The organism is Saccharothrix sp. NRRL B-16314, from assembly GCF_000716595.1.
Lineage (GTDB): Bacteria > Actinomycetota > Actinomycetes > Mycobacteriales > Pseudonocardiaceae > Actinosynnema.
Map to the genome: position 1 here is coordinate 86,865 of NZ_JNXC01000024.1, position 20,096 is coordinate 106,960.

General features: G+C 73.2%; 20 protein-coding genes and 1 pseudogene. 12 read left to right on the forward strand and 9 right to left on the reverse strand.

Features of this window, described 5'->3' with window-relative positions; translation table 11 throughout:
• Positions 1 to 157: 157 nt before the first annotated feature.
• The 3 genes from OQ02_RS28915 to OQ02_RS28925 all read right to left on the reverse strand — a co-directional run bounded on the left by OQ02_RS28915 (position 158) and on the right by OQ02_RS28925 (position 6,868).
• Positions 158 to 3,106 carry an AfsR/SARP family transcriptional regulator gene (locus OQ02_RS28915; RefSeq protein ID WP_033441765.1) on the reverse strand — a complete coding sequence of 983 codons (2,949 nt, stop codon included), beginning with the start codon at positions 3,104 to 3,106 and terminating at the stop codon, positions 158 to 160.
• A 79-nt stretch (positions 3,107 to 3,185) separates the two neighbouring features.
• Positions 3,186 to 5,669 (reverse strand): DEAD/DEAH box helicase, encoded by a 2,484-nt coding sequence (locus OQ02_RS28920; RefSeq protein WP_033441766.1) that lies wholly within the window; start codon positions 5,667 to 5,669, stop codon positions 3,186 to 3,188.
• Entirely contained in the window at positions 5,666 to 6,868 is a 1,203-nt protein-coding gene (locus OQ02_RS28925) for an alpha/beta hydrolase family protein (protein ID WP_156077364.1), read from the reverse strand. Before OQ02_RS28925 ends, OQ02_RS28920 begins: the two co-directional genes overlap by 4 nt.
• 120 nt (positions 6,869 to 6,988) lie before the next feature.
• Between OQ02_RS28925 and OQ02_RS28930 the strand changes: the two genes are divergently transcribed.
• The 6 genes and pseudogenes from OQ02_RS28930 (at position 6,989) to OQ02_RS28950 (ending at position 11,257) form a co-directional block, all read left to right on the forward strand.
• Positions 6,989 to 8,128 carry a sensor histidine kinase gene (locus OQ02_RS28930; RefSeq protein ID WP_033441767.1) on the forward strand — a complete coding sequence of 380 codons (1,140 nt, stop codon included), beginning with the start codon at positions 6,989 to 6,991 and terminating at the stop codon, positions 8,126 to 8,128.
• Positions 8,125 to 8,796: a response regulator gene (locus OQ02_RS28935; RefSeq protein ID WP_033441768.1), complete on the forward strand. Its 672-nt coding sequence runs from the start codon at positions 8,125 to 8,127 to the stop codon at positions 8,794 to 8,796. Before OQ02_RS28930 ends, OQ02_RS28935 begins: the two co-directional genes overlap by 4 nt.
• 60 nt (positions 8,797 to 8,856) lie before the next feature.
• The gene (locus OQ02_RS28940; RefSeq protein ID WP_033441769.1) at positions 8,857 to 9,546 is read left to right on the forward strand and encodes an energy-coupling factor ABC transporter permease; all 690 of its coding nucleotides are present in this window, start codon (positions 8,857 to 8,859) and stop codon (positions 9,544 to 9,546) included.
• On the forward strand, positions 9,543 to 9,830 hold the full coding sequence (locus tag OQ02_RS28945; RefSeq protein ID WP_033441770.1) for a PDGLE domain-containing protein: 288 nt from the start codon (positions 9,543 to 9,545) through the stop codon (positions 9,828 to 9,830). Before OQ02_RS28940 ends, OQ02_RS28945 begins: the two co-directional genes overlap by 4 nt.
• 41 nt (positions 9,831 to 9,871) lie before the next feature.
• Positions 9,872 to 10,465: pseudogene (gene cbiQ, locus OQ02_RS42815) on the forward strand (cobalt ECF transporter T component CbiQ); the annotation flags it as partial.
• Between the two features lie 15 nt (positions 10,466 to 10,480).
• Positions 10,481 to 11,257 (forward strand): energy-coupling factor ABC transporter ATP-binding protein, encoded by a 777-nt coding sequence (locus OQ02_RS28950; protein WP_051772919.1) that lies wholly within the window; start codon positions 10,481 to 10,483, stop codon positions 11,255 to 11,257.
• 25 nt (positions 11,258 to 11,282) lie between these two features.
• Here the strand turns inward: OQ02_RS28950 and OQ02_RS28955 are convergent, their stop codons facing one another.
• The 4 genes from OQ02_RS28955 to OQ02_RS28970 all read right to left on the reverse strand — a co-directional run bounded on the left by OQ02_RS28955 (position 11,283) and on the right by OQ02_RS28970 (position 15,026).
• The gene (locus OQ02_RS28955) at positions 11,283 to 12,425 is read right to left on the reverse strand and encodes a lytic polysaccharide monooxygenase (protein ID WP_033441809.1); all 1,143 of its coding nucleotides are present in this window, start codon (positions 12,423 to 12,425) and stop codon (positions 11,283 to 11,285) included.
• Positions 12,426 to 12,565: 140 nt separating this feature from the next.
• Positions 12,566 to 13,858 carry an MFS transporter gene (locus tag OQ02_RS28960; RefSeq protein ID WP_063747175.1) on the reverse strand — a complete coding sequence of 431 codons (1,293 nt, stop codon included), beginning with the start codon at positions 13,856 to 13,858 and terminating at the stop codon, positions 12,566 to 12,568.
• Between the two features lie 112 nt (positions 13,859 to 13,970).
• Positions 13,971 to 14,390 carry an SRPBCC family protein gene (locus OQ02_RS28965; RefSeq protein WP_033441771.1) on the reverse strand — a complete coding sequence of 140 codons (420 nt, stop codon included), beginning with the start codon at positions 14,388 to 14,390 and terminating at the stop codon, positions 13,971 to 13,973.
• A 30-nt stretch (positions 14,391 to 14,420) separates the two neighbouring features.
• The gene (locus OQ02_RS28970; protein WP_231500277.1) at positions 14,421 to 15,026 is read right to left on the reverse strand and encodes a uridine kinase; all 606 of its coding nucleotides are present in this window, start codon (positions 15,024 to 15,026) and stop codon (positions 14,421 to 14,423) included.
• A 104-nt stretch (positions 15,027 to 15,130) separates the two neighbouring features.
• Between OQ02_RS28970 and OQ02_RS28975 the strand changes: the two genes are divergently transcribed.
• The 5 genes from OQ02_RS28975 to OQ02_RS28995 are packed head-to-tail and all read left to right on the forward strand — an operon-like array spanning position 15,131 to position 18,221.
• Complete coding sequence (locus OQ02_RS28975; RefSeq protein WP_033441773.1) at positions 15,131 to 15,604, forward strand: hypothetical protein; 474 nt, start codon at positions 15,131 to 15,133, stop codon at positions 15,602 to 15,604.
• A complete protein-coding gene (locus OQ02_RS46790) occupies positions 15,601 to 16,773 on the forward strand; it encodes a PPE domain-containing protein (RefSeq protein ID WP_051772914.1) in 1,173 nt (390 codons plus the stop codon). Before OQ02_RS28975 ends, OQ02_RS46790 begins: the two co-directional genes overlap by 4 nt.
• Positions 16,770 to 17,036 (forward strand): WXG100 family type VII secretion target, encoded by a 267-nt coding sequence (locus OQ02_RS28985; RefSeq protein ID WP_033441774.1) that lies wholly within the window; start codon positions 16,770 to 16,772, stop codon positions 17,034 to 17,036. Before OQ02_RS46790 ends, OQ02_RS28985 begins: the two co-directional genes overlap by 4 nt.
• Positions 17,029 to 17,667 carry a hypothetical protein gene (locus OQ02_RS28990; RefSeq protein ID WP_033441775.1) on the forward strand — a complete coding sequence of 213 codons (639 nt, stop codon included), beginning with the start codon at positions 17,029 to 17,031 and terminating at the stop codon, positions 17,665 to 17,667. The genes OQ02_RS28985 and OQ02_RS28990 overlap by 8 nt, the downstream gene beginning before the upstream one ends.
• A 29-nt stretch (positions 17,668 to 17,696) precedes the next feature.
• Positions 17,697 to 18,221, forward strand: a complete 525-nt coding sequence (locus OQ02_RS28995; RefSeq protein ID WP_231500278.1) for a hypothetical protein — start codon at positions 17,697 to 17,699, stop codon at positions 18,219 to 18,221.
• On the opposite strand, the gene OQ02_RS29000 is transcribed toward OQ02_RS28995, so the two are convergent.
• A complete protein-coding gene (locus OQ02_RS29000) occupies positions 18,148 to 18,915 on the reverse strand; it encodes a helix-turn-helix transcriptional regulator (RefSeq protein ID WP_033441777.1) in 768 nt (255 codons plus the stop codon). The genes OQ02_RS28995 and OQ02_RS29000 overlap by 74 nt on opposite strands.
• A gap of 54 nt (positions 18,916 to 18,969) precedes the next feature.
• Here OQ02_RS29000 and OQ02_RS29005 point away from each other — a divergent pair, with 54 nt between their 5' ends.
• The gene (locus tag OQ02_RS29005; RefSeq protein ID WP_033441778.1) at positions 18,970 to 19,728 is read left to right on the forward strand and encodes an ESX secretion-associated protein EspG; all 759 of its coding nucleotides are present in this window, start codon (positions 18,970 to 18,972) and stop codon (positions 19,726 to 19,728) included.
• A gap of 31 nt (positions 19,729 to 19,759) precedes the next feature.
• Here the strand turns inward: OQ02_RS29005 and OQ02_RS29010 are convergent.
• Positions 19,760 to 20,096: HNH endonuclease signature motif containing protein (locus OQ02_RS29010; protein WP_197043540.1), on the reverse strand; the 337-nt coding region annotated here is incomplete at its 5' end.

Consider the following 20,096-nt stretch of genomic DNA (forward strand, 5'->3'; position numbering starts at 1 on the left):
GTGTCGAAGTATCGACACCCGATGTTCTCGTTCCGGGTCGAGCTGGTCAACGACCCGGCGCAGTGGTCTCAATTGGCAGTCGAACCGAAACGCCCGAAACACCCGGCCCCCCGGTCGCACCGCTATTCACATAATTCCACGCGGGGTGTTCCCCGGGTCAGGTGAGGTCGGCGAGGGCGGCGGCGGCCAGGCGTTCGAACTGGCCGAAGCCGCCGCGGGCGGCGAGGTCGCGGCCGACGCGGGCGTGGCGGGCGGCTTCGGCGCGGCGGTCGTCGGCGGCCAGCGCGTGGGCCAGGTGGACGTGCGAGCGGCAGGCGCCGAAGCGGTAGTCCGACGACGTGGCCAGTTCGAGGCCGCGCAGGTGCGCGGCCACGGCGCGGCCCGGTTTGCCCAGGTGGAGCAGCACGAGACCGAGGGCGTTGTGCACCTCCGACTCGATCCGCGGGTTGCCGCCCAGCTCCTGCACCAGCGCCAACGCCCGCTGAGCCGTGCGCAACGCCTCCGCGTGCTCCCCGCCGAGGCACAACGCCGCCGCCAGGTGCGCCATCGCCTCCGCCCGCGCGTGCCGGGCGCCCGTCCGGTACCACGCGACCAGCGCGTGCCGCAGCAGCTCCGCCGCCTGCTGGTGGTCACCGGCCGCCGCCCGGCACCGGCCGAGCAGCGCAGCGCACGTGGCCTCCACGTTCATCCCGTCGGCCGACCGCGCCAGCTCCAGCGCCTCGGTCAGCAGCGACTCCGCCGCCGGCAGCTCACCGCGCATCATCCGCAACGCGCCGAGCCCGGCCAGCGCCCCGATCCGCACGTGCGGCCCGGCCCACGGCTCATCGCTCAACGCCATCATCCGCTCGAACGAGGCGGACGCGGCCGGGATGTCGCCCAGCTCCAGGTGCACGACCCCGTCCAGCCCGACGTGCAGCCACACCGTCCGCCCGGTCGGCACGGCCGACCGCAGGTACCGCTGGGCGGTTCGCAGGTCGCCCAGGTTCCGGTGCTCCGCCGCCAGCCACACCAGCATCAACGTCTCGGCGTCGTGGTCGCCCACCGCCCGCGCCGCGCCCACCGCGGCGTTGATCGCGTGCACGAACTCCACGTGGTGCCCGTGCGACCCGAAGTACCCGCCGACCGCGTCGATCAGCTTCCACGTCATCGGCAGCGGCCCGTGCACCGCGCAGTGCTCGGTCGCCGCCAGCACGCTGGCACGCTCCGCGTCCAGCCACGTCCGCGCGACCTCCGGGCTCAGCCGCGGCGGCCCGGACACGCCGAGCTCCGGGTACAGCACGTCGCCGACCTCGACGGACGTGCGCAGGTACCAGTCGAACAGCCGCCGCCGCGCCGCCTCGACGTCGTCACCCGCCGCCTCGGCCCGGTCCGCCGCGTAGACGTGCAGCAGGTCGTGCAACGCGAACCGGTCCGCACCGACCCGCTGCACCAGGTGCGCCGACGCCAAGTCCTCCAGCAGCCCGCCGGCCACGTCGTCCGGCGCGTCGAGCAGCGCCGCCACGCCGGACACGCTGAAATCCGGCCCCGGCACCAACCCCGCCAGCCGGAACAGCCGCGCCGCGTCCGGCGTCAGCGCCGCGTACGACAGGTCGAACGCCCGCCGCACCGCCGCCGTGTCGTCGTTGTCCACGGCCAGCGCGGACAGCCGGTCGCCACCGCGCAGTTCGTCCACATAGGACTCGACGTCGACGTGCGGCGCGCCGACCAGGTTCCCCAGCGCGATCCGCAACGCCAGCGGCAGGTAGCCGCACAGCCGGGCCAGCTCGCCCAGCGCGTCGAACTGCGCCACCGCCGCCTCCGGCCCGAGCGACCGGGCCAGCAGCTTCCACGCCTCGTCGGTCCGCAGCACGTCCAGCCGCACCGTGGTGGCCCGCAACCGCAGCTCGTTGCGGCTGGTGATCACGACCGAGCAACCGGGGTCGCCCGGCAGCAGCGGCAGCACCTGGTCGACCGACGCCGCGTTGTCCAGCGTGATCAGCACCCGCCGGCCGCGCAGCCGGGCCCGGTAGTTGCGGACCAGCTCCTCCTCGCCCACCGGGATGTGGTCGGCCCGCACGTCCATCGCCCGCAGGAACCGCGCCAGCACCGCGGACGTCGACAGCGGCGGGGACGTGGAGTACCCGCGCAGGTTCACGTACAGCTGGCCGTCCGGGTACCGGTCGCGCACCGCGTGCCCCACCGACGTGGCGAACGCCGTCTTGCCCACCCCCGGCGGCCCGCACACCAGCACGGTCGCCGCCGCACGCGTCAGCAGCCCGGTCACCCTGGTCAGCTCCGCGCCGCGGCCGACGAAGTTGCCCACCGGGGCGGGCAGCTGCGACACCGGCGCCCACGTGTTGGCGGCCGGCTGGTACAGCGCGGGATCGCCGGTCAGGATCGCGTGGTGCACCGCGCGCAGCGAATCGCTCGGGTCGACGCCCAGCTCGCGCGCCAACGCCGTCGACGCCTGCCGGTACGCGTCCAGCGCGTCCGCCTGCCGGTCCACCCGGTACAGCGCCACCATCAGCTGCGACCAGAACCGCTCCCGCAACGGGTGCTGCGCGGTCAGCCGGCGCAGGTCCGCGATCACCTCGTCGCACCGGTCCAGCCGCAGCTTCACGTCCACCAGCTCGGAGATCACCCGCAGCCGCCCCTCGGCGAGGTTCGGCGCCTCCGTCTCGTGCAGCGAGTCGGACGGCACGTCGGCCAGCGGCGCACCGCGCCAGCAGTCCAGCGCCTGCTCGTAGACCGCCGCGGCGGACGGGAAGTCCTCGGCGGCGACCAGCGCCGCGCCCTGCTCGGCCAGGGCCTCGAACCGGTGCAGGTCCAGCGCGTCGGGCGGCAGGTCGATCCGGTAGCCGGTGGTCGTGGTGTGGATGAGCCGCGGGTCGCCGAGCGTGCGCCGCAGCCGCATCACGTACACCGGCAGCGTCTGCGCGGCGCGGTCCGGCGGCATGTCGCCCCACACCCGGCGGATGAGGTCGCTCGCGGGCACCGAGCGGTTCGCGCTCAGCAGCAGGGTCGCCAGGACGATGCGGTGCTTGGCGGCGGTGACCGGGACCGAGCGGCCGTCCCGGCGGACCACGAGGGACCCCAGCACGCCGAACTCGTCCTGCGACAGGGTCAACCGCCTCCGTTCTCTCCCGACGTTGACATGCTGGTACTCCGGTTCGCACCGGAGTACCACCGGATGGACCCCACGGCTGCTACAGCCTGCCGACTTCGGTGATCCGCACCGAGGCGGTGCCGATCTCGTCCGACTCGGCCAGGTCGACCTCGGCGGTGAAGCCCCAGTCGTGGTCCTTCGCCGGGTCGTCGAACGCCTGCCGGACCCGCCACAGCCCCGGCTCCTGGGTGATCGTCAGCAGCGCCGGCCCGCGCGCGTCCGGCCCCATGCCTATCTCGTCGTGCTCCTCGAAGTACGGCTCCAGCGCGTCCTGCCACTCCTCGGCGGTCCAGCCCGCCTCGGCGTCCAGCTGCCCCAGCTCGTAGTAGTTGCGCCGGGCCGCGAGCTCCACCCGCCGGAACAGCGCGTTGCGCACCAGCACCCGGAACGCGCGCACGTTGCCGGTGACGGCGGGCGGCGTGTCGGCCAAGGCCACTTCCACGGCGTCGTCGGACGGGTTGCGCAGCTTCTCCCACTCGTCCAGGAGGCTGGAGTCGACCTGGCGGACCAGCTCGCCCAGCCACTCCTGCAGGTCGCTCAGCTCCTCGGTCTTGGCGTCCTCGGGCACGGTCTGCCGCAACGCCTTGTACGAGTCGGCCAGGTACCGCAGCACCAGGCCCTCCGAGCGCGCCAACTGGTAGAACGAGACGTACTCGGTGAACGTCATCGCCCGCTCGAACATGTCCCGCACCACGGACTTCGGCGACAGGTCGTGGTCGGCGACCCACGGGTGCCCGCGCCGGTACGTGGTGAACGCGGCCTCCAGCAGCTCGGCGAGCGGCTTCGGGTACGTCACCTCGTCCAGCAGCTCCATCCGCTGGTCGTACTCGATGCCCTCGGACTTCATCGCGCCGATGGCCTCGCCGCGCGCCTTGTGCTCCTGCGCGGACAGCACCTGGCGCGGGTCGTCCAGGGTGGACTCGAGCACCGACAGCACGTCCAGCGGGTAGCTCGGCCCCTCGCGGTCCAGCAGCTCGATCGCGGCCAGCGCGAACGGCGACAGCGGCTGGTTGAGCGCGAAGTTCACCTGGAGGTCGACGGTGAGCCGGATCTCGCCGCCCTGCCGCTCCACCACGCCCGCCGCCAGCAGACCCCGGTACATCTGGATGGCCCGCAGGATGTGCCGGCGCTGCGCGGGCCGTTCCTCGTGGTTGTCCTCCAGCAGGTGCCGCATCGCGCCGAACGCGTCACCGGGCCGGCCGATCACGTTGAGCAGCATGGCGTGGCTGACCTGGAAGCTGGACGTCAGCGGTTCCGGCTCCGCGTTCTTCAGCCGTTCGAACGTCTGGTCGCTCCACGACACGAAGCCCTCGGGTGCCTTCTTGCGCACGACCTTGCGCCGCTTCTTCGGGTCGTCGCCCGCCTTGGCCAGCGCCTTCTCGTTCTCCACCACGTGGTCCGGCGCCTGCACCACGACCGTGCCGATGGTGTCGTAGCCCGCGCGGCCCGCCCGTCCCGCGATCTGGTGGAACTCCCGCGCCTTGAGGTGGCGGGTGCGCTGGCCGTCGTACTTCGACAGCGCGGTGAAGACGACCGTGCGGATGGGGACGTTGATGCCGACGCCGAGCGTGTCCGTGCCGCAGATGACCTTCAGCAGGCCGGCCTGGGCGAGCTGCTCCACCAGCCGCCGGTACTTCGGCAGCATGCCCGCGTGGTGCACGCCGATCCCGTGCCGGACCAGGCGGGACAGCGTCTTGCCGAACCCGGAGGTGAACCGGAACCGGCCGATCATGGACGCGATGGCGTCCTTCTCGGCGCGGGTGGCGACGTTGACGCTCATCAGCGACTGGGCGCGTTCGAGGGCGGACGCCTGGGTGAAGTGCACGACGTAGACCGGGGCCTCGCGGCCGTGCAGGAGCTCTTCGATGGTCTCGTGCAGCGGGGTGGTGACGTACTGGAAGTTCAGCGGGACCGGGCGCTCGGCGGACCGGACCACCGACGTGGTGCGGCCCGTCCGGCGGGTGAGGTCCTTCTCGAAGAACGCGACGTCGCCGAGCGTGGCGGACATGAGGAGGAACTGGGCCTGCGGCAGTTCGATGAGCGGCACCTGCCACGCCCAGCCGCGGTCCGGCTCGGCGTAGAAGTGGAACTCGTCCATCACGACCTGGCCGACGTCGGCCTTCGTGCCGTCGCGCAGGGCGATGTTCGCCAGGATCTCGGCGGTGCAGCAGATGATGGGAGCGGTCTCGTTGACGCTCGCGTCGCCGGTCATCATGCCGACGTTCTCCGCGCCGAACGTCGCGATCAGGGCGAAGAACTTCTCCGACACCAACGCCTTGATGGGCGCCGTGTAGAAGGTCCGCTTGCCCTCCGCGAGCGCGGCGAAGTGCGCGCCGATGGCGACCAGCGACTTGCCGGAGCCGGTGGGGGTGCTGAGGATGACGTTCGAGCCGGAGACGATCTCGATCAACGCCTCCTGCTGCGCCGGGTACAGCGACAGCCCCCGTTCCCGCGCCCACTCGGCGAAGGTGTCGTAGAGGAGGTCGGGGTCGGGGGTGGCCGGCAGGCGGTCGGTGAGAGTCATCGCAGGCGGAGCATAGTGGCAACCCCCGTCCGGCCGCCGTCGTCGTCGGGGGTCGGCGCGCGGAACACCACCTCGGGGTAGCGGGCCGACGGCGCGTCCAGCAGGTGCTGCGGCTCACCCCGCAGGTGGAGGTCGAAGAAGGCGCGGACGTACCGGCGGGTGATCTCCGCGGAGCGGGTGCCGGTCAGGTCGCCGCCGAGGTCGACGCCGATCTGGCGGGCCAGCAGGTCGTAGTCGGTGAAGGACGCGTGCACCGCGCCGGTCACCAGGAGCCAGAGCTTCCACCCGGTCAGTCGTTCCCAGTCGCGGTCCCAGCTGGGGTCACCGCCCGGTCCGGCGGCCTCCTGGCCGAAGAACAGCCACGGCCGTGACAGCCCGCTCTCGGGCAGCGGCTTGAACATCGTGCCGTCCAGGTTCACGCCGGCCAGCACGCGCGGGTCGGTCAGCATGGCCTCGCCCGCGCTCGCGCCGCCCAGGGAGCTGCCCGCCATCGCGATCCGCGAGCCGTCGATCGGGGGACCGGCCCGCCACCGCTGCCGCGGTCCGGTCAGCTCGTCGAGCACGAAGGAGATGTCGGCCGCCCGGCTCTCCACCGCGACCCGGCCGAAGTCCTCGACGTCCTCCAGCACGCACGCCGCGCAGGTGGCGACCCGCCCGTCGGGGAACGTCGTGGCGAAGTTCTCGTAGGTGTGGTCGACGCCGACGACCGCGTACCCCCGGCTCGCCAGCTCCTCGGCCAGGGCGGTGAGCGAGCTGCGCGGCCAGGTGAAGCCGGGGGACAGGACCACGAGCGGCAGCGCGCGGCCACCGAGCGGCTCGGCGTCGGTGAAGGCGTTGGTCCGCGTCCGGCTCAGCACGTCGGGCGGCACGCCGGTGACACCGGTGCCCGCCAGGACCAGTTCCGACTCCTCGGGGGTCAGGTACCGGGCGCGCTGCCGGCCCGGGGCTTTCGCCGGGTACCACAGCGTGACCATGAGTTCCCTGGTCCCGGCCGAGGGGACCCACGGGTCCGGGCGGGTGACGTCCTCCAGGTGGAGGGAGGTGGTGCCGACGGGGTGCGGTCCGGTCGGCTCGGGCAGGCGTGGCGTGGTCGTGGAGGCGAACGCCCCGGACGCGCCGCAGACGACAGCCAGCAGCCCGGCGACGGCGGCCGAGCCGACCCGGGTGAACCGGCCTGTGCGGGTGACTTGGGATGACATGGCCGACATCGTGCGAGCCGGCCGGGTCGCCGGACATCGGCCCGAAGCACGGTTCACGCGGCAGGCAACCGTACTTTCGGCCGATTCGGCGCGGGGCGTGCCGTTTCGTAGCCTCCTGTTGTGGATCTTCGTGATCGGGCGGTCGGCCTCGCGGCCGACCTCGCGCTCGGCGTGGTGCTCGTCTCGGCGCTCGCCGTGACGGCGGTCGCGGTCGCGGTCAGCTGGGGCGGCGCGTACTGGGCGTTCGGCGGCGCGGCGGGCGCGGTGGTGGGCGTGATCGCCCTGCTGCGGCGGCAGGACCGGGCGCGGGCGGCCGTCGCGGGTCTGGCGGTGGCGGCGGTCGCGGTCGTGGTCGCCCGGCTCGCCGGGCTGCCCGCCGAGCCCGGCCCCGCGATGGTGGTCGGCCTGGCCGTGCTGGTGTGCTCGGCGGTCCGGGCGCTTCCCGCACGGACCGCGTGCGCCGTCGCGGCCGGCGGGGTGGCGGTGGTCGCGGCCAACTGGCTCACCTCGCCGGTCTTCCCGGCAGGGGTGCCGACGACCGTGACGACGCTGAACGGCGTGGCCTGGCTCGCCGCCCTCGCGCTCGGCCTCGGCCTGCGGCTGCTCGACGCCGGCCGCCGGGACGCCGTCGAGCGCATCCGCCGCGAGGAGCGGCTGGAGGTGGCCAGGGAGCTGCACGACGTGGTCGCGCACCACATCACCGGCATCGTGCTCCAGGCGCAGGCGGCCCGGATCGTGCGCCGCAAGGCCCCGGACCTGCTCGACGACTCCCTGGCGGGCATCGAGGCCGCCGGCTCCGAGGGCATGGCCGCGCTGCGCCGCGTGGTCGGCCTGCTCCGCGACGCCGACGCCGGTGCTCCCGCCACCCACGGCCCCGACCTGCTCGGCGACCTGGTCGGACGGTTCGAAGGACCCGCCGTGGACCTGCGGCTGCCCGTCGGCGACCCGGTGTGGCCGCCGGAGGTGGCCGGCGCGGTGTACCGGGTCGTGCGGGAGTCGCTCACCAACGTCGCCCGCCACGCCCCGGCCGCCCGCTCGGTCAGCGTCGACGTCAGCCGGGCCGGCCGGGCGATCACGGTCGAGGTCGTGGACGACGGCCCCCCGGTCCACGCCCGGTACCACCGCCGGCCCGGCTACGGCCTGGTCGGCATGCGTGAACGCGTCGAAGCGCTCGGCGGCACGCTGTGCGCGGGTCCGCTCCCCGGCGCGGGCTGGTCGGTGCGCGCCGTGCTGCCCGTCGACGACCGGACGCCGCGATGACCATCACCGTGCTGGTGGCGGACGACCAGGCGATGGTCCGCGGTGGGCTGCGCCTCATCCTCGACGACCAGCCCGACATCAGCGTCGTGGCCGAGGCGGCCGACGGCGTCGAGGCGGTCGAGCTCGCCCGGCGGCTCCGGCCGGACGTGTGCCTGGTCGACGTCCGGATGCCCCGCCTCGACGGCATCGAGGTCACCCGGGCGCTGGCCGGTCCCGGCGTGGCGGACCCGTTCCGGGTGGTCGTGGTCACGACGTTCGACCTGGACGAGTACGTGTACGGCGCGCTGATCGGCGGGGCGGTCGGCTTCGTCCTGAAGGACGCCGGACCCGTGCTGCTCGCGGAGGCGGTGCGTGCCGCGAGCGTCGGTGACGCGCTGGTCTCGCCCTCGGTCACGCTGCGGCTGCTGCGCCGCCTGCGCGACCCGTTGGCAGGCGCGGCGCTGTCTGGCAGGGCGCCGGCAGGCAGGGCGCTGTCGGTCCGGGAAACCGAGGTCACCAGGGCCATCGCGAGGGGCCGCACGAACCGGGAGATCGCCGCGGAGCTGTTCATCTCGCTGAGCACGGTCAAGAGCCACCTGGCGCACATCCAGGCCAAGCTCGGGGTGCGCAACCGGGTGGGGATCGCCGCCTGGGCGTGGGAGAACGGCGTCGTCGGCCCGGGAGTGTGATCGGAATCGTTGTTGCAATGAGCTGGCCATAGCGGTCTGTGTGCAACTAGCGTGTGAGCCGTGTCCGATCCGGTAGCAATGCACATGAGCGACGGCCTGCTGAACGCGCCGACGTCGCTGCTGTTCGTGGCGGTCGCGGTGGTCGGTGTCGGCGTGGCGCTGGCCAAGGCGCGCGGCGACCTCGACGACCGGACCGCGCCGCTGGCCGGCCTGGTGGCGGCGTTCGTGTTCGCCACCCAGATGCTGAACTTCCCCGTCCTGCCCGGCGTCAGCGGCCACCTGCTCGGCGGCGCGCTGGCCGCGATCCTGGTCGGGCCGTGGGTCGGCGCGCTGTGCGTGACGATCGTGCTGGTCGTCCAATCCCTCTTCTTCGCCGACGGCGGTGTCACCGCGCTCGGCGCGAACGTCACCAACATGGCCCTGATCGGCACCGCGATCGGCTACCTCACGGCGGTCGCCCTGCGGAAGCTCGCCACCCGCAACAAGGGCGGCCTCGCCGCGGTCGCGTTCGTGTCCGCGCTGGTGAACACGGTCCTCGCGTCGTTCGGCTTCGTGCTGGAGTACGCGATCGGCGGCCAGGGCGGTGTCGCGTTCGGCACGGTCGCCGCCGCCGTGCTCGGCGTGCACGTGCTGATCGGCATCGGCGAGGGCGTGATCACGGCGGTCACCGTGACGGCGGTCGCCTCGGCCCGACCGGACCTCGTGTACCTGCTGCGCGGCGTGCCGCAGAAGTTGGAGCTGAAGGCGTGAAGCGGCGCTTCTTCGCATGGTTCGCGGTGGTCAGCCTGGTGCTGGCGGGCGCGGTCTCGTACTTCGCCGATCCGGACCCGGACGGGCTCGACCACGTCACCGAGCAGCACGGCATCGCCGAGCACGCGCAGGAGCACCCCCTGGCCGGGTCACCGCTGGCGGACTACGCGCTGGGTGGCGACGACCGGTTCACCGGGCTGGCCGGCGTCCTCGGCGTCCTCGCCACGCTGGTCCTCGCCGGTGGGCTGTTCTGGTTGCTGCGCAAGCGTTCCGACGTGAAGTGAGCGCCGGCCACGGTTTCCTGCACCGGCCCGGCGACTCGCCGGTGCACCGCCTCACCCCGCAGACGAAGATCGTCGCCGCGGTGGTGGCGGTGCTGTGCGTGGTGGCCACGCCCCGCGAGGCGTTCTGGGCGTTCGGCGCCTACCTGCTCGCCCTCACCGCGGTCTGGGCGGTGGCCCGCGTCCCGGTGCGCTGGTTCGCCGCGCGGTCGGTGATCGAGGCGCCGTTCGTGCTGCTGGCCCTGGTCCTGCCGTTCACCGGCGCGGGTGACCGGGTCGACGTGCTGGGCGTGTCCGTCTCGGAAGAGGGCGCGCTGGCCGGGTGGAACATCCTGGCCAAGGGCACGCTCGGCCTGCTGACGTCGTTGACGCTCGCCGCCACCACCGCACCCCAGGACATCCTGCTGGGCCTGCAACGCCTGCGCATGCCGTCGGTCCTGATCACCATCGCCACGCTGATGCTCCGCTACGCCGAGGTGATCGTGGGCGAGGCCAAGCGGATGCGGGTGGCGCGGATCTCCCGCGGTGACGACCCGAGGTTCCTGTGGCAGCTCGGCGCGACCGCACGGGGCATCGGCAGCCTGTTCATCCGCTCCTACGAACGCGGTGAGAGGGTGCACCTCGCCATGGTGTCGCGCGGGTGGACGGGCCGGATGCCCGACGGTGGCGGTTCCCCGGAAGTCGTGGCGCCGCAACGGTCCGCGCCCGCGCTCGTGGTCGAGCGGCTGGCCTACGCGTACCCGGACGGGCACCAAGCCCTGTTCGGCGTCGACCTCGAGGTCGAGCGCGGCGAGCGCGTCGCCGTCCTCGGCCCCAACGGGGCGGGCAAGACGACGTTCGTCCTGCACCTCAACGGCGTGCTGGGCGGTGGTTCCGGCCGGGTCGAGGTGGCCGGGCTGCCGGTGGAGAAGAAGCACCTCAAGGAGATCCGCCGCCGCGTCGGGGTCGTGTTCCAGGACCCGGACGACCAGCTGTTCCTGCCCACCGCGCGGCAGGACGTGGCGTTCGGCCCGGCGAACTTCGGGTTGAGCGGCGCGGAACTGGACGACCGGGTGGACCACGCGTTGCGCGCGGTCGGCATGGAGGAGTTCGGCGACCGGTCGCCGCTGCACCTGTCCGGCGGTCAGCGCCGCCGGGTCGCGCTGGCGACCGTGCTGGCCTGCGACCCGGAGATCCTGGTGCTCGACGAGCCCTCGGCGAACCTGGAACCGGTGGCCCGCCGAGAGCTGGCCGAGGTGTTGCTGGGGTTGGACCGCACCATGCTGATGGTCACGCACGACCTGCCCTACGCCTTGCAGCTGTGCCCGCGCAGCGTGTTGATCGACGGCGGTGTCGTGGTGGCCGACGGACCGACGCGGGAGCTCCTGGCCGACACCGGGCTTCTCGCCCGGCACCGGCTGGAGCTCCCGTTCGGGTTCCGCCTGGACTAGCCGGCCGGCTGTTCCGCCGTGGGACTCACGGGCTGGAGCAGGTCACCGTGGGCAGCGAGTTGGTGCTGCCCGAGTAGGTGGCCGTGAAGCCGAACTTGACCGACGTCTCAGGCGCCACCGTGCCGTTCCACGCCGCGTTCTTGACGACCACCTGCGCACCGGAGCCGGACTTGACGCCGCTCCACAGGCTGTTGATCGTCTGGCCGTTGGCGTAGGTCCACGTCGCGGTCCAGCCGTTGTACGCCGCCGTGCTGTGGTTCATCAGCTCGACCTCGCCCTGGAAGCCGCCCGACCACGCGCTGGTGATCTTGTAGATCGCCATGCACTTCGAGTCGCCCGACGGGATCGTGGTGGTGGTCGTCGGGGTCGTCGTGGTGGTGCTGGTCGGCGTCGTGGTGGTGGTCGACGTGCTCGTGCTCGTCGTCGTGGTGGTGGTGGTCGTGGTGGTGCCGCCGCCGTTGCCGACGCCGGTCTCCTGGCCGTTGCCACCGTCGAACACGACGTCGGAGCAGTTGTAGAACGTCTCGGTGCTGTCCGAGCGGGTCCACACCGAGTAGATGATGTGGCGACCGGACTTGCCCGACGGCAGGTTCGCGTTCCAGTAGTACTTGCCGTCGATGCTGCCCACCGGGCCGGTGTTCGCCGGGTTCGTCACGCTGTGGAACGGCGTGCTCTCCAGGTCGCTCCACGCCAGCGGCCGGGTCGGGCTCCAGCTGTCCTTGGTCACGTACAGGTGGAACGTGCCGGGGTGCGCGGCCCACTTGTTGTACGTCCAGGAGAAGTTCGCGCCGGAGGTCAGGTGGGTCACCGGGTAGTCGCCGCGGGCGATGTCGAACCCGGAGAAGGTCGGGTTGCCACCGCTGCACAGCTTGCCGTCGGGGATGAAGCCGCTGGTGCGGCCCGCGCCGTCGGACCGCAGCACGCCGAACCAGTTGTAGAGCGCGTTGGTGCCGCCGGACGACACCGCGGCGGAACAGGCCGGGTTCTGCGGCTGGATGTTGCCCTGCGGGGTCAGGCCGTCCTTCCAGCACATGAAGGTCCGGCTGCCCGGCGTCATCATCGCGCCGTGTGCGGACGCGGTGGTCGGGCCGATCACATTGACGAGCGTGGCGATCAGCAAGCCTGCCGCAGAGGCGGAGGCCAGCGCGATCCATCGTCGGGCCGTCACGTCGTTCACCTCCTCGTTGAGGTTCTGGGAGCGCTCCCAGGAACGACCTGACTGTAGCCGCGCCCACCTCGTTCTGTGAATGGGCCACTACGCAGTGCATCCGAGCGGCGCAGCGCATGCGGCCTGGTGGACGCGGGGTCCTACACCCGGACGCGGGTACGCCGCCTGGGACGGTTCCCAGGTCGCACTGCTCCGTGCGGGTGCCCGGCGGGTGCCGGCGGCTGGTGCGGACGGCGAAGCACGCGGTGCGCCAGCGCGGTCCGGCGGTGGGCCGGCGCGGCCAGCACGGACGCGGCGAACACCGTGACCAGGAGCGTGACCGCGCCCGCGAGCACCAACGTCTCCGGCGCGCCGATCCGCTCGCACAACATGCCGAGCAGGGGGGCGCCGACCGCGCCCGCCGCCGCGCCGACGGCCGAGTTGACCGCGAGCAGCCGGCCGCGCATGCCGTCCTCGGTGTCGAGCTGGATGCGGGTGCTCATGGTCGTGTCGATGACCACCGCGCCCGCCGCGATCGGCAGCAGCACGACGGCGAACCCGAGCATCCCGGGCACGAGCCCGCTGGTGACCTGGAGCAGGCTCGTCCCGCACGCGACCGCGAGCAGCAGCCGCACGGTCAACGCCCGACGTGCCGCCGCGGCCAGCCCGCCCAGCACCGTGCCGATCGCGAACACCGTCGACAGCAGGCCGTACGTCGTCGCGTCCGGGCTCATCGCGGCCATCGTGACCTGGTAGTTGCGGCCCAGGCTGGACAGCGTGAAACCGAGCGCGAACAGCAGGAGCAGCCGCCCGCTGGCGGTGACGTAGCGCAGGCCGGCGGCGACACCGACCCGGCCCGCCGGACTGGCCTCCAGGGGGTGCAGCTCGTCCCGTCGGATGGCGACCACCGCGAGGATCACCGCCACGAAGCTCAGCGCGTTGATCACGAACAGCATCGGCGAGCCGAACGCGGCGGCGAGCACCGCGGCGCTGCTCATGCCCAGGATGCGACCGGTGGAGCTCAGCACGGAGCCGAGCGCGACGGCGTTGCCCAGGTCTTCCCGGGACACCACCTGCGCCCCGTAACGGCCCAGCGCGGGTCCGTCGAACACCGACACCAGGCCCGCCGCGAACGTCAACGCGAACACCGCCGTGATCGGCACGCCCTGCCACACCACGAGCGCCAGCGACGCGGCCAGCACGGCGTGCAACGCCTGGCAGGTCAGGATGATCCGACGCACCGGCAGCCGGTCGGCGAGCGAGCCCGCCCACGGGCCGAGCAGCACGGACGGCAGGGTGCCCAGCAGCACCGAGAGGCCGACCGACGTGGCCGAGCCCGTGCTCTCCAGCACGACCCAGTTGAGACCGATCAACTGCATCCACGAACCGGTCACCGAAATGAGATCGGCGAACGCCCAACGACGGTAGTTGCGGCCCCGCAAAGCGCGGAACATCGAAGCTCCCTTGAAGACGATCCGGGGCCTCGACGCGCAGACGTACCCGGTGAACGGCGTTCACACTAGGCGGCGCTTTTCCGCGTTTAAACTCGATGATCAGTGAAAACGGTCACGTGACGCTCTGCATGGCAAGCGCTGCGAGCCGGTTCAGGGCCTGCTCGATGGCTTCGTCCGTGATTTCGTGCGCTTCGCCGCCGACGGCCTCGGGGTGATCGCCGCTCACGTCAAGGTGCAGCACCACGCGGCAGCGGCCCGGACCCACTTCGTCCACCTGGAGCCACCCCGAGTAGCCGCCACCGGCGAGGTCGCCCCACTCCAGTCGGCGCTGTTCGTCGTCGGCGGCCAGGTAGCCCTCGCCGTCGTCGACCTCGTCGCCCATCGACACGTGCCCGGTGACCCGCTCCGGGCCGGTCGACTCGACCTCGAGCCCGTCCGGCAGCCACGCCTGCATCGCGGTCACGTCCTTGGCGAGGTCGAACACCACCCCCGCGTCCACCGGGATCGTCTGCTCATGCTCGAACACAGCCATGCCGGCAGCAGTACCCCCGACGCGCTCCGGCTACACCGCCGCGGGTGCCATCTCCCCGATCGTGGCCAGTCGCACGTGGCGCGGGCGGGCCGGCCGCATCCCCGCGTCGACGCAGCGCCGCACCACGCCGGAGTGCTCGACCATCAGCCGCAGGCCGCGGCGGGCCAGCAGCGGCACCGGCTTGCGGGCCTCCGCGACGTCCCGGGCGAACCGGCGGGCGAACGTCACCACCGCGTTCGGCGCGAGCACGATGGCGTCCGCCAGCACGCCCGCCTCGCGGCAGCCCGCCACCAGCCGGTCCGCGAACAGGCCTTCGGCGATGAACAGGCCGGGCGCGGTCACCGTCCGGTAGCCCACCCGCTTGTCCTCGCCGAGCGCGTACACCGGAGCGTCGACCGTGCCGGTGGTCGCCAGCTCCACCACGGCGGCCAGCGCGTCGGCGGTGTTCCAGGAGCCCTCCGCGTCCCAGTCCGCGCGGCCCGCGTCGTCACGGGGGAGGAGCGGGTCGTCACCCTCGCGGTAGAAGTCGTCCAGCCTCAGCACGGGCAGACCGAGGTCGGCGGCGAGGGTGGACTTGCCCGAACCGGAAGGACCGGCGAGCAGCACGGCGCGCGCGTGAACGGCAGGTGACGGCACGGGGGATGATTTTCGCACAGGTTCTTGTCCCGCCGTGCACCGCTGCTTCTCCCGGTGTGCACCCGCTCTGGTCACGTGCGCGCGGGCACACCACGATATGGGGCATGGTCGTCAGGGTGCGCGGCGTCGAGGACGCCAAGCGGATGCGCGAAGAGCTGCGGGACGAGCGGCACGGGTCGGGTGCCGTGACGCCGGTGATCGCGCCGCCGACCGGCGCCGGCGCGGCGAGGGTGGTCGCCGAGGGCGGCGACCGGATCGAGGTGGACCTGGACGAGTTCACCCGGGCCGAGTCCCGCCTCGCCGAGCTGCACGGCACGCTGTCGGAGCTGCTGGGCCGGGCCGGTGGTGAACTGGGGCAGCCGCTCGGGGACGGCCGGGGTCCGGTGGCGCGGCACATGCGGCAGGCGTTCGGGCTGCGCGCGGGTGATCAGGACGCCGGTGACGTCGGCGGCGGCGTGCAGACGGCCTTGCGGTCGTACCTGAAGGAGCTGGAGAGGTTGCGCGACGCGTTGCACCAGGTCGGCGTGACGCACCGGGCCGAGGACGAGCAGGTGGCCGAAGAGCTGAGGCGGCTGTGAACCGGGACGAGTACTACTCCAAGAACCACAGGCCCTCCGCGGCTGCCCGGCGCCGGGAAGAGCGGCGGATCAGGCTGCAGAAGGCGAACCGCGCGCCGGAGAACTTCGGCAAGATCAACTGGAACGCGTACACGCACCGGACGCTGTGGGACATGGTGAAGTCCGCGGACACCACGCGGATGGCCGGCAGGACGGTCGCGTGGCGGTCGCTGGCGGACCAGGTCGACCAGGCCACCGCCGACGTGCAGAAGATCGTGCGGCAGCTGGTGGCGTCGTGGCGCGGTCCTTCGGCGGTGGCGGCGGCCGGGTCGGCGTCGCGGCTCACCGAGTGGGCGGCGGACGCGTCGAGGCGGGCGTACGCGGTCGGCACGGGGCTCGACGCGTACACGTCGGCGGTGGACGAGGCGGCCAGGCGGATGCCGGAGCCGGTGCACCCGGACGCCGAGCGGTGGTTCCGCGACGGGTACGACGTGACCACGCTGGACGGGCCGCAGGGCGCCTACATGCTGGACCAGTTGCTGGACGACCACAAACCGTCCAAGGAGGAGCAGCGTGCCGCGATGGCCGCGGCCGTGCGGGTGATGGAGGAGTACGAGGCGGCCAGCCGCGGCGTGCACACGACCCTGCCGACGTTCGACCAGGCGCCCGGTGTCGCCCCGGGCGAGCCCGACCACCGGCCCGCGCCCTCGCCCGCGACTTGGCCCGGCCCGGCGGTTGTGCCTTCGCCGGTCGCGCCGGCTGTGCCCGCTGCCGTGCCCGGCGTGTCACCGGGAGAGGGCACGACGTCGGTGGCGGCGGCCGGGACGGCGGTGAACGTGCCCGCTGGTTACGGCGCCTTCGGCGCTCCGGGCGGCGGTGTCCACGGCGGTGTCCACGGGGTGCCCGGTGGTGTCCACGGCGGCGTCCACGGTGGTTACGGCGGCGGTTCGTTCGGGCCGATCGGCTCGGGTGGCGCGTCCGGCGTGCTCGGCGCGGTGCCCGGTGGCGCGGCGGCCCGAGGTGGCATCGGACCGGTCGTCGGCGCGGGCGGCCCGCAGGGCTTCGGCATGTACCCGCCGATGGCGCCGGGCAACCGCGAGGAGGACGGTGAGCACCGCAACCGCTACGACAACGGCCTCGACCTGCTGGACGACCTGCCGCCCGCGTTCCCGCCGGTGCTCGGCGAATGAGCGACGGCTACCGGGTCGAGCCGGACGCGCTGACCGCGTTCGCCGGCCGGTTGGACGAGGCGGCCGACGAGATCGGCGCCGCGGCGTCCACTGTGGAGGGACCGTTGGGCGACCTCGGTCCCGAGGGCGTCACGGAGGCGGTCGAGCAGTTGGCGGCCGAGTGGGCGCGGACGTTGCGCGCTGCCGGGCTGGACGTGTCGGCGGACGGGGTGCGGGCGGCGGCCGAGACCTACCGGCAGGCCGACGAGCTGCGCCATGACTGACTACAGGGGCCTGGGGTTCGACCCCACGCCGGGCAGCGCGGGGGCGGTGGCGGCGGCCAGTGAGCGGTGCTCGGTCGCCTTCACGGTCCCCGGTGAGCCGCCGGAGGGGTGGACGGGTGCGGCGGCGGACGGGTTCAGGACCCGGTTGGAGGCGGTGGTGTCGGAGCTGACGGCGGTGCGGCGCGCGATGCGCGCGGCGGCCGAGGTGCTCGACGGCTGGGCCACCACGCTGCTGGGCAACCAGCGGCGGGCCGAGGAGCTGGACCGGCGCGCGGTGAGCCTGCGGCGGGCGCTCGCCGACGCCGCCGACGACGTCGACCGGACCGGCGCGATGGCCGCGTTCACCGCCGCCGACGGCGAGGCCCACGAGCGGGCCGTGACGCGGCACGACGACCTGCGGCGGCAGCTGGACGAGGTGCTGGAGGAGGCCCGGCTGTTGGAGCGCGACCACCGCGCGGAGGCGAGGCGGGTCGCCGAACGGCTGCGCGCCGAGGAGCCGTCGACCGCGATCGCGGACACCCTCGCCGGCTTCTCGTCGATCACCGCCGAACTGGCGTCCGTGCTGCTCGGCGGTAGTCGGCCGGCGGCGGGCAACGGCGCGGCGGCGGCGTTCCGGGCGGGGCTCGGGTGAGACTCGATCCCGTGCCGGGGGTGACCCCGGTGGCACTCGGCACCCCCGAGCACACCGCGGCGGAGCTGTTAGCCGTGCTGCGCCGGCTCAAGGGAACCCGTGACCCCGGCCTCGAGGTGTCCGCGACGCAGGCGGCCGAACTGGCGCACCGCCACGGCGCCGGGCTGCTGGCCGTGGTCGAGCACTCGGACGCGGACCCGGCGCTGCTGATGGCCTGCGTGGTCCCGGTCGACCGGCCCGGACTGGACTTCCCCCTCGACGGTCCGGCGATCCGCGAGGTCACCCGCGGTGAGACGGCGACCGGCTACCCGGTGATGATCGTGGAGCGCATCCCGGTGGCCGGGCCGGGCGCCCAGTTGCAGGTCGTGGTGACCGATCCGGACCAACCGCGGCTGGCGGTGTTCACGCTGCACTCGCCGACCGGGCGCGGGTGGCTCGACGTGGCGGGCGTCGCGGGCCGGTTCGTGTCGGGGATGCGGTTCAGCGACCCCGGAACTCGCTCGGCGTCCGGCCGACCACCTGGCGGAACGTCCGGGAGAAGTGCGCGGCGCTGACGAAACCGCAGTCCTTGGCGATCTCGCCGATGCCGCGGGCCGCCTTCGCCGGGTCGGCCAGCAACGCCTTCGCCCGGTCGATCCGCAGGCCCCGGATGCGTTCGGACACGCCCTGCCCGTCGTCGAACAGCTGGTAGAGGCGGCGGCGGGAGATGAACAACGCCTCGGCGACCCGGTCCGCGCCCAGGGTCGGGTCCGCCAGGTGCTCCCGCATGTACTCCACTGCTTCGCGCCGCCGTGCCACCAGCGAGTCCACGCGTTCCAACTCGGCGCGCAGGGCGCTGCGCAGCACCAGCTCGGCCAGCCCGAAGAGGTGGTGGGACAGGCCGTGCGGGTCGAGGACGTGCGCGGCGGCGAGCACGTGCGCCACCGCGCCGGAGAAGACGGAGCGAAGCGCCCCGTCGACCGGAACCGGTTGGAACATCAACGGTTTCAGCTCGCCGAAGCCGACCGTCAGCCGCGCCTCGGCCACCGTCAGCATCACCACGCTCGGCAGGACGTGCAGCGCGCAGTCGGGAAACCGAAGCGCCGTCCCGTTGCCGGGCACGCCCGTCGGTACCGCGCAGCCGACGAGCAGTTGGATGTGCTCGGGCGTGGGCGCACCCCCGCTGAGCGCGGCTTTGGCCGCCGCCGCACCGGATGCCCGCACCGTGAGGAACCCGCCGGCCACGTCCACGGTGAGCAGCGTAGCCACCGGTGTCGCTCAACCGGCCGCGGAAGACGGCGCGGGCCGCTACCTTCGTTCCCCATGGCGCGACGTTCGGCGACCGCGGTCGTCCTGTCCCACCTGGAGTTCGACCTGCTGTGGGAGGACTTGGGGGTGGGTGAACCGCCGTACCCGCTCGAAGTGCCCTCGCACGGCGAGACGATGGGCGAACGCGACGCGCTGGGCGCCGACGTCCTCCGCACGTTGACCGAGGCGGGTCTGGCGGACGGCGAGGAGGTCTCGCCCGAGCTGGAGGACCTGTTCGGCCTGCTGTGCCACGGCGCGACCTCGATCGACGCCCTGGTCTTCCGGCCGCACCCGTGGCGGGTGCTGGCGACGGCCAGGGGCACCCGCGGCGTCCTGGCCGTGCTGAACGACCACGAGGTGGCCCTGGAGCCCATCACCGACCTGGCGTCCGCGATCACCAGGGTCATCGGCGACGCACCGGCCGGCCCGGGTGACCAGGTGCGACTGCCCAGGTCCGCCTTCTCCGCCGCGATGGACGCCTACGCCACGTCCGGCCACGCCGCGATGGAACGCGCGCTCGCGCAGGCGCACGTCACCGGCCGCGCCACCCGGTCGATCACCACCCTGGTCGACTCCGCGCGCCAGTCGACCGGTCAACTGGCGGTCAACGGCCCCGCCGGCCGCTCCCGCACCCTGAGCTGGACCGACACCGCCGCCGGCCGCTACGCCCTCACCACCGAGCGGTTGGGTGACGAGGAGTGGGTCCACGTCTCCCCGGCCGACACCCCGTGGCTGACCCGCCACCTGACCGCGCTGCTGGCCGGTTCCGCCTAGCGCACCGGCTCGGCGTGGGATGTCAGGAGTGTCAGGCCGCGATGGGCACGGGTGGTCGGTGGAGCAGGTTCTGGCGCGGTAGCTGGGCGGGGTCGACGTGACGCGGTGGGATGAACGCGGGTATGCCGCCGGTCATGGTGATTCGCCGGCGTGAGTGGTGGACGAGGCTGTGGTGGGTGCGGCAGAGCAGGACGAGGTTTGCGAGGTCGGTGTCGCCGCCTTCGGACCAGTGGCGCACGTGGTGGGCGTCGCACCATTTCGGTGGTCGCCCGCAGCCGGGGAACGCGCAGCCCCGGTCGCGGGTGTGCAGCGCCTTGCGCTGCGCCACGCTCACCGTCCGCTTCGTCCGCCCCAGGTCCAGCACCTCG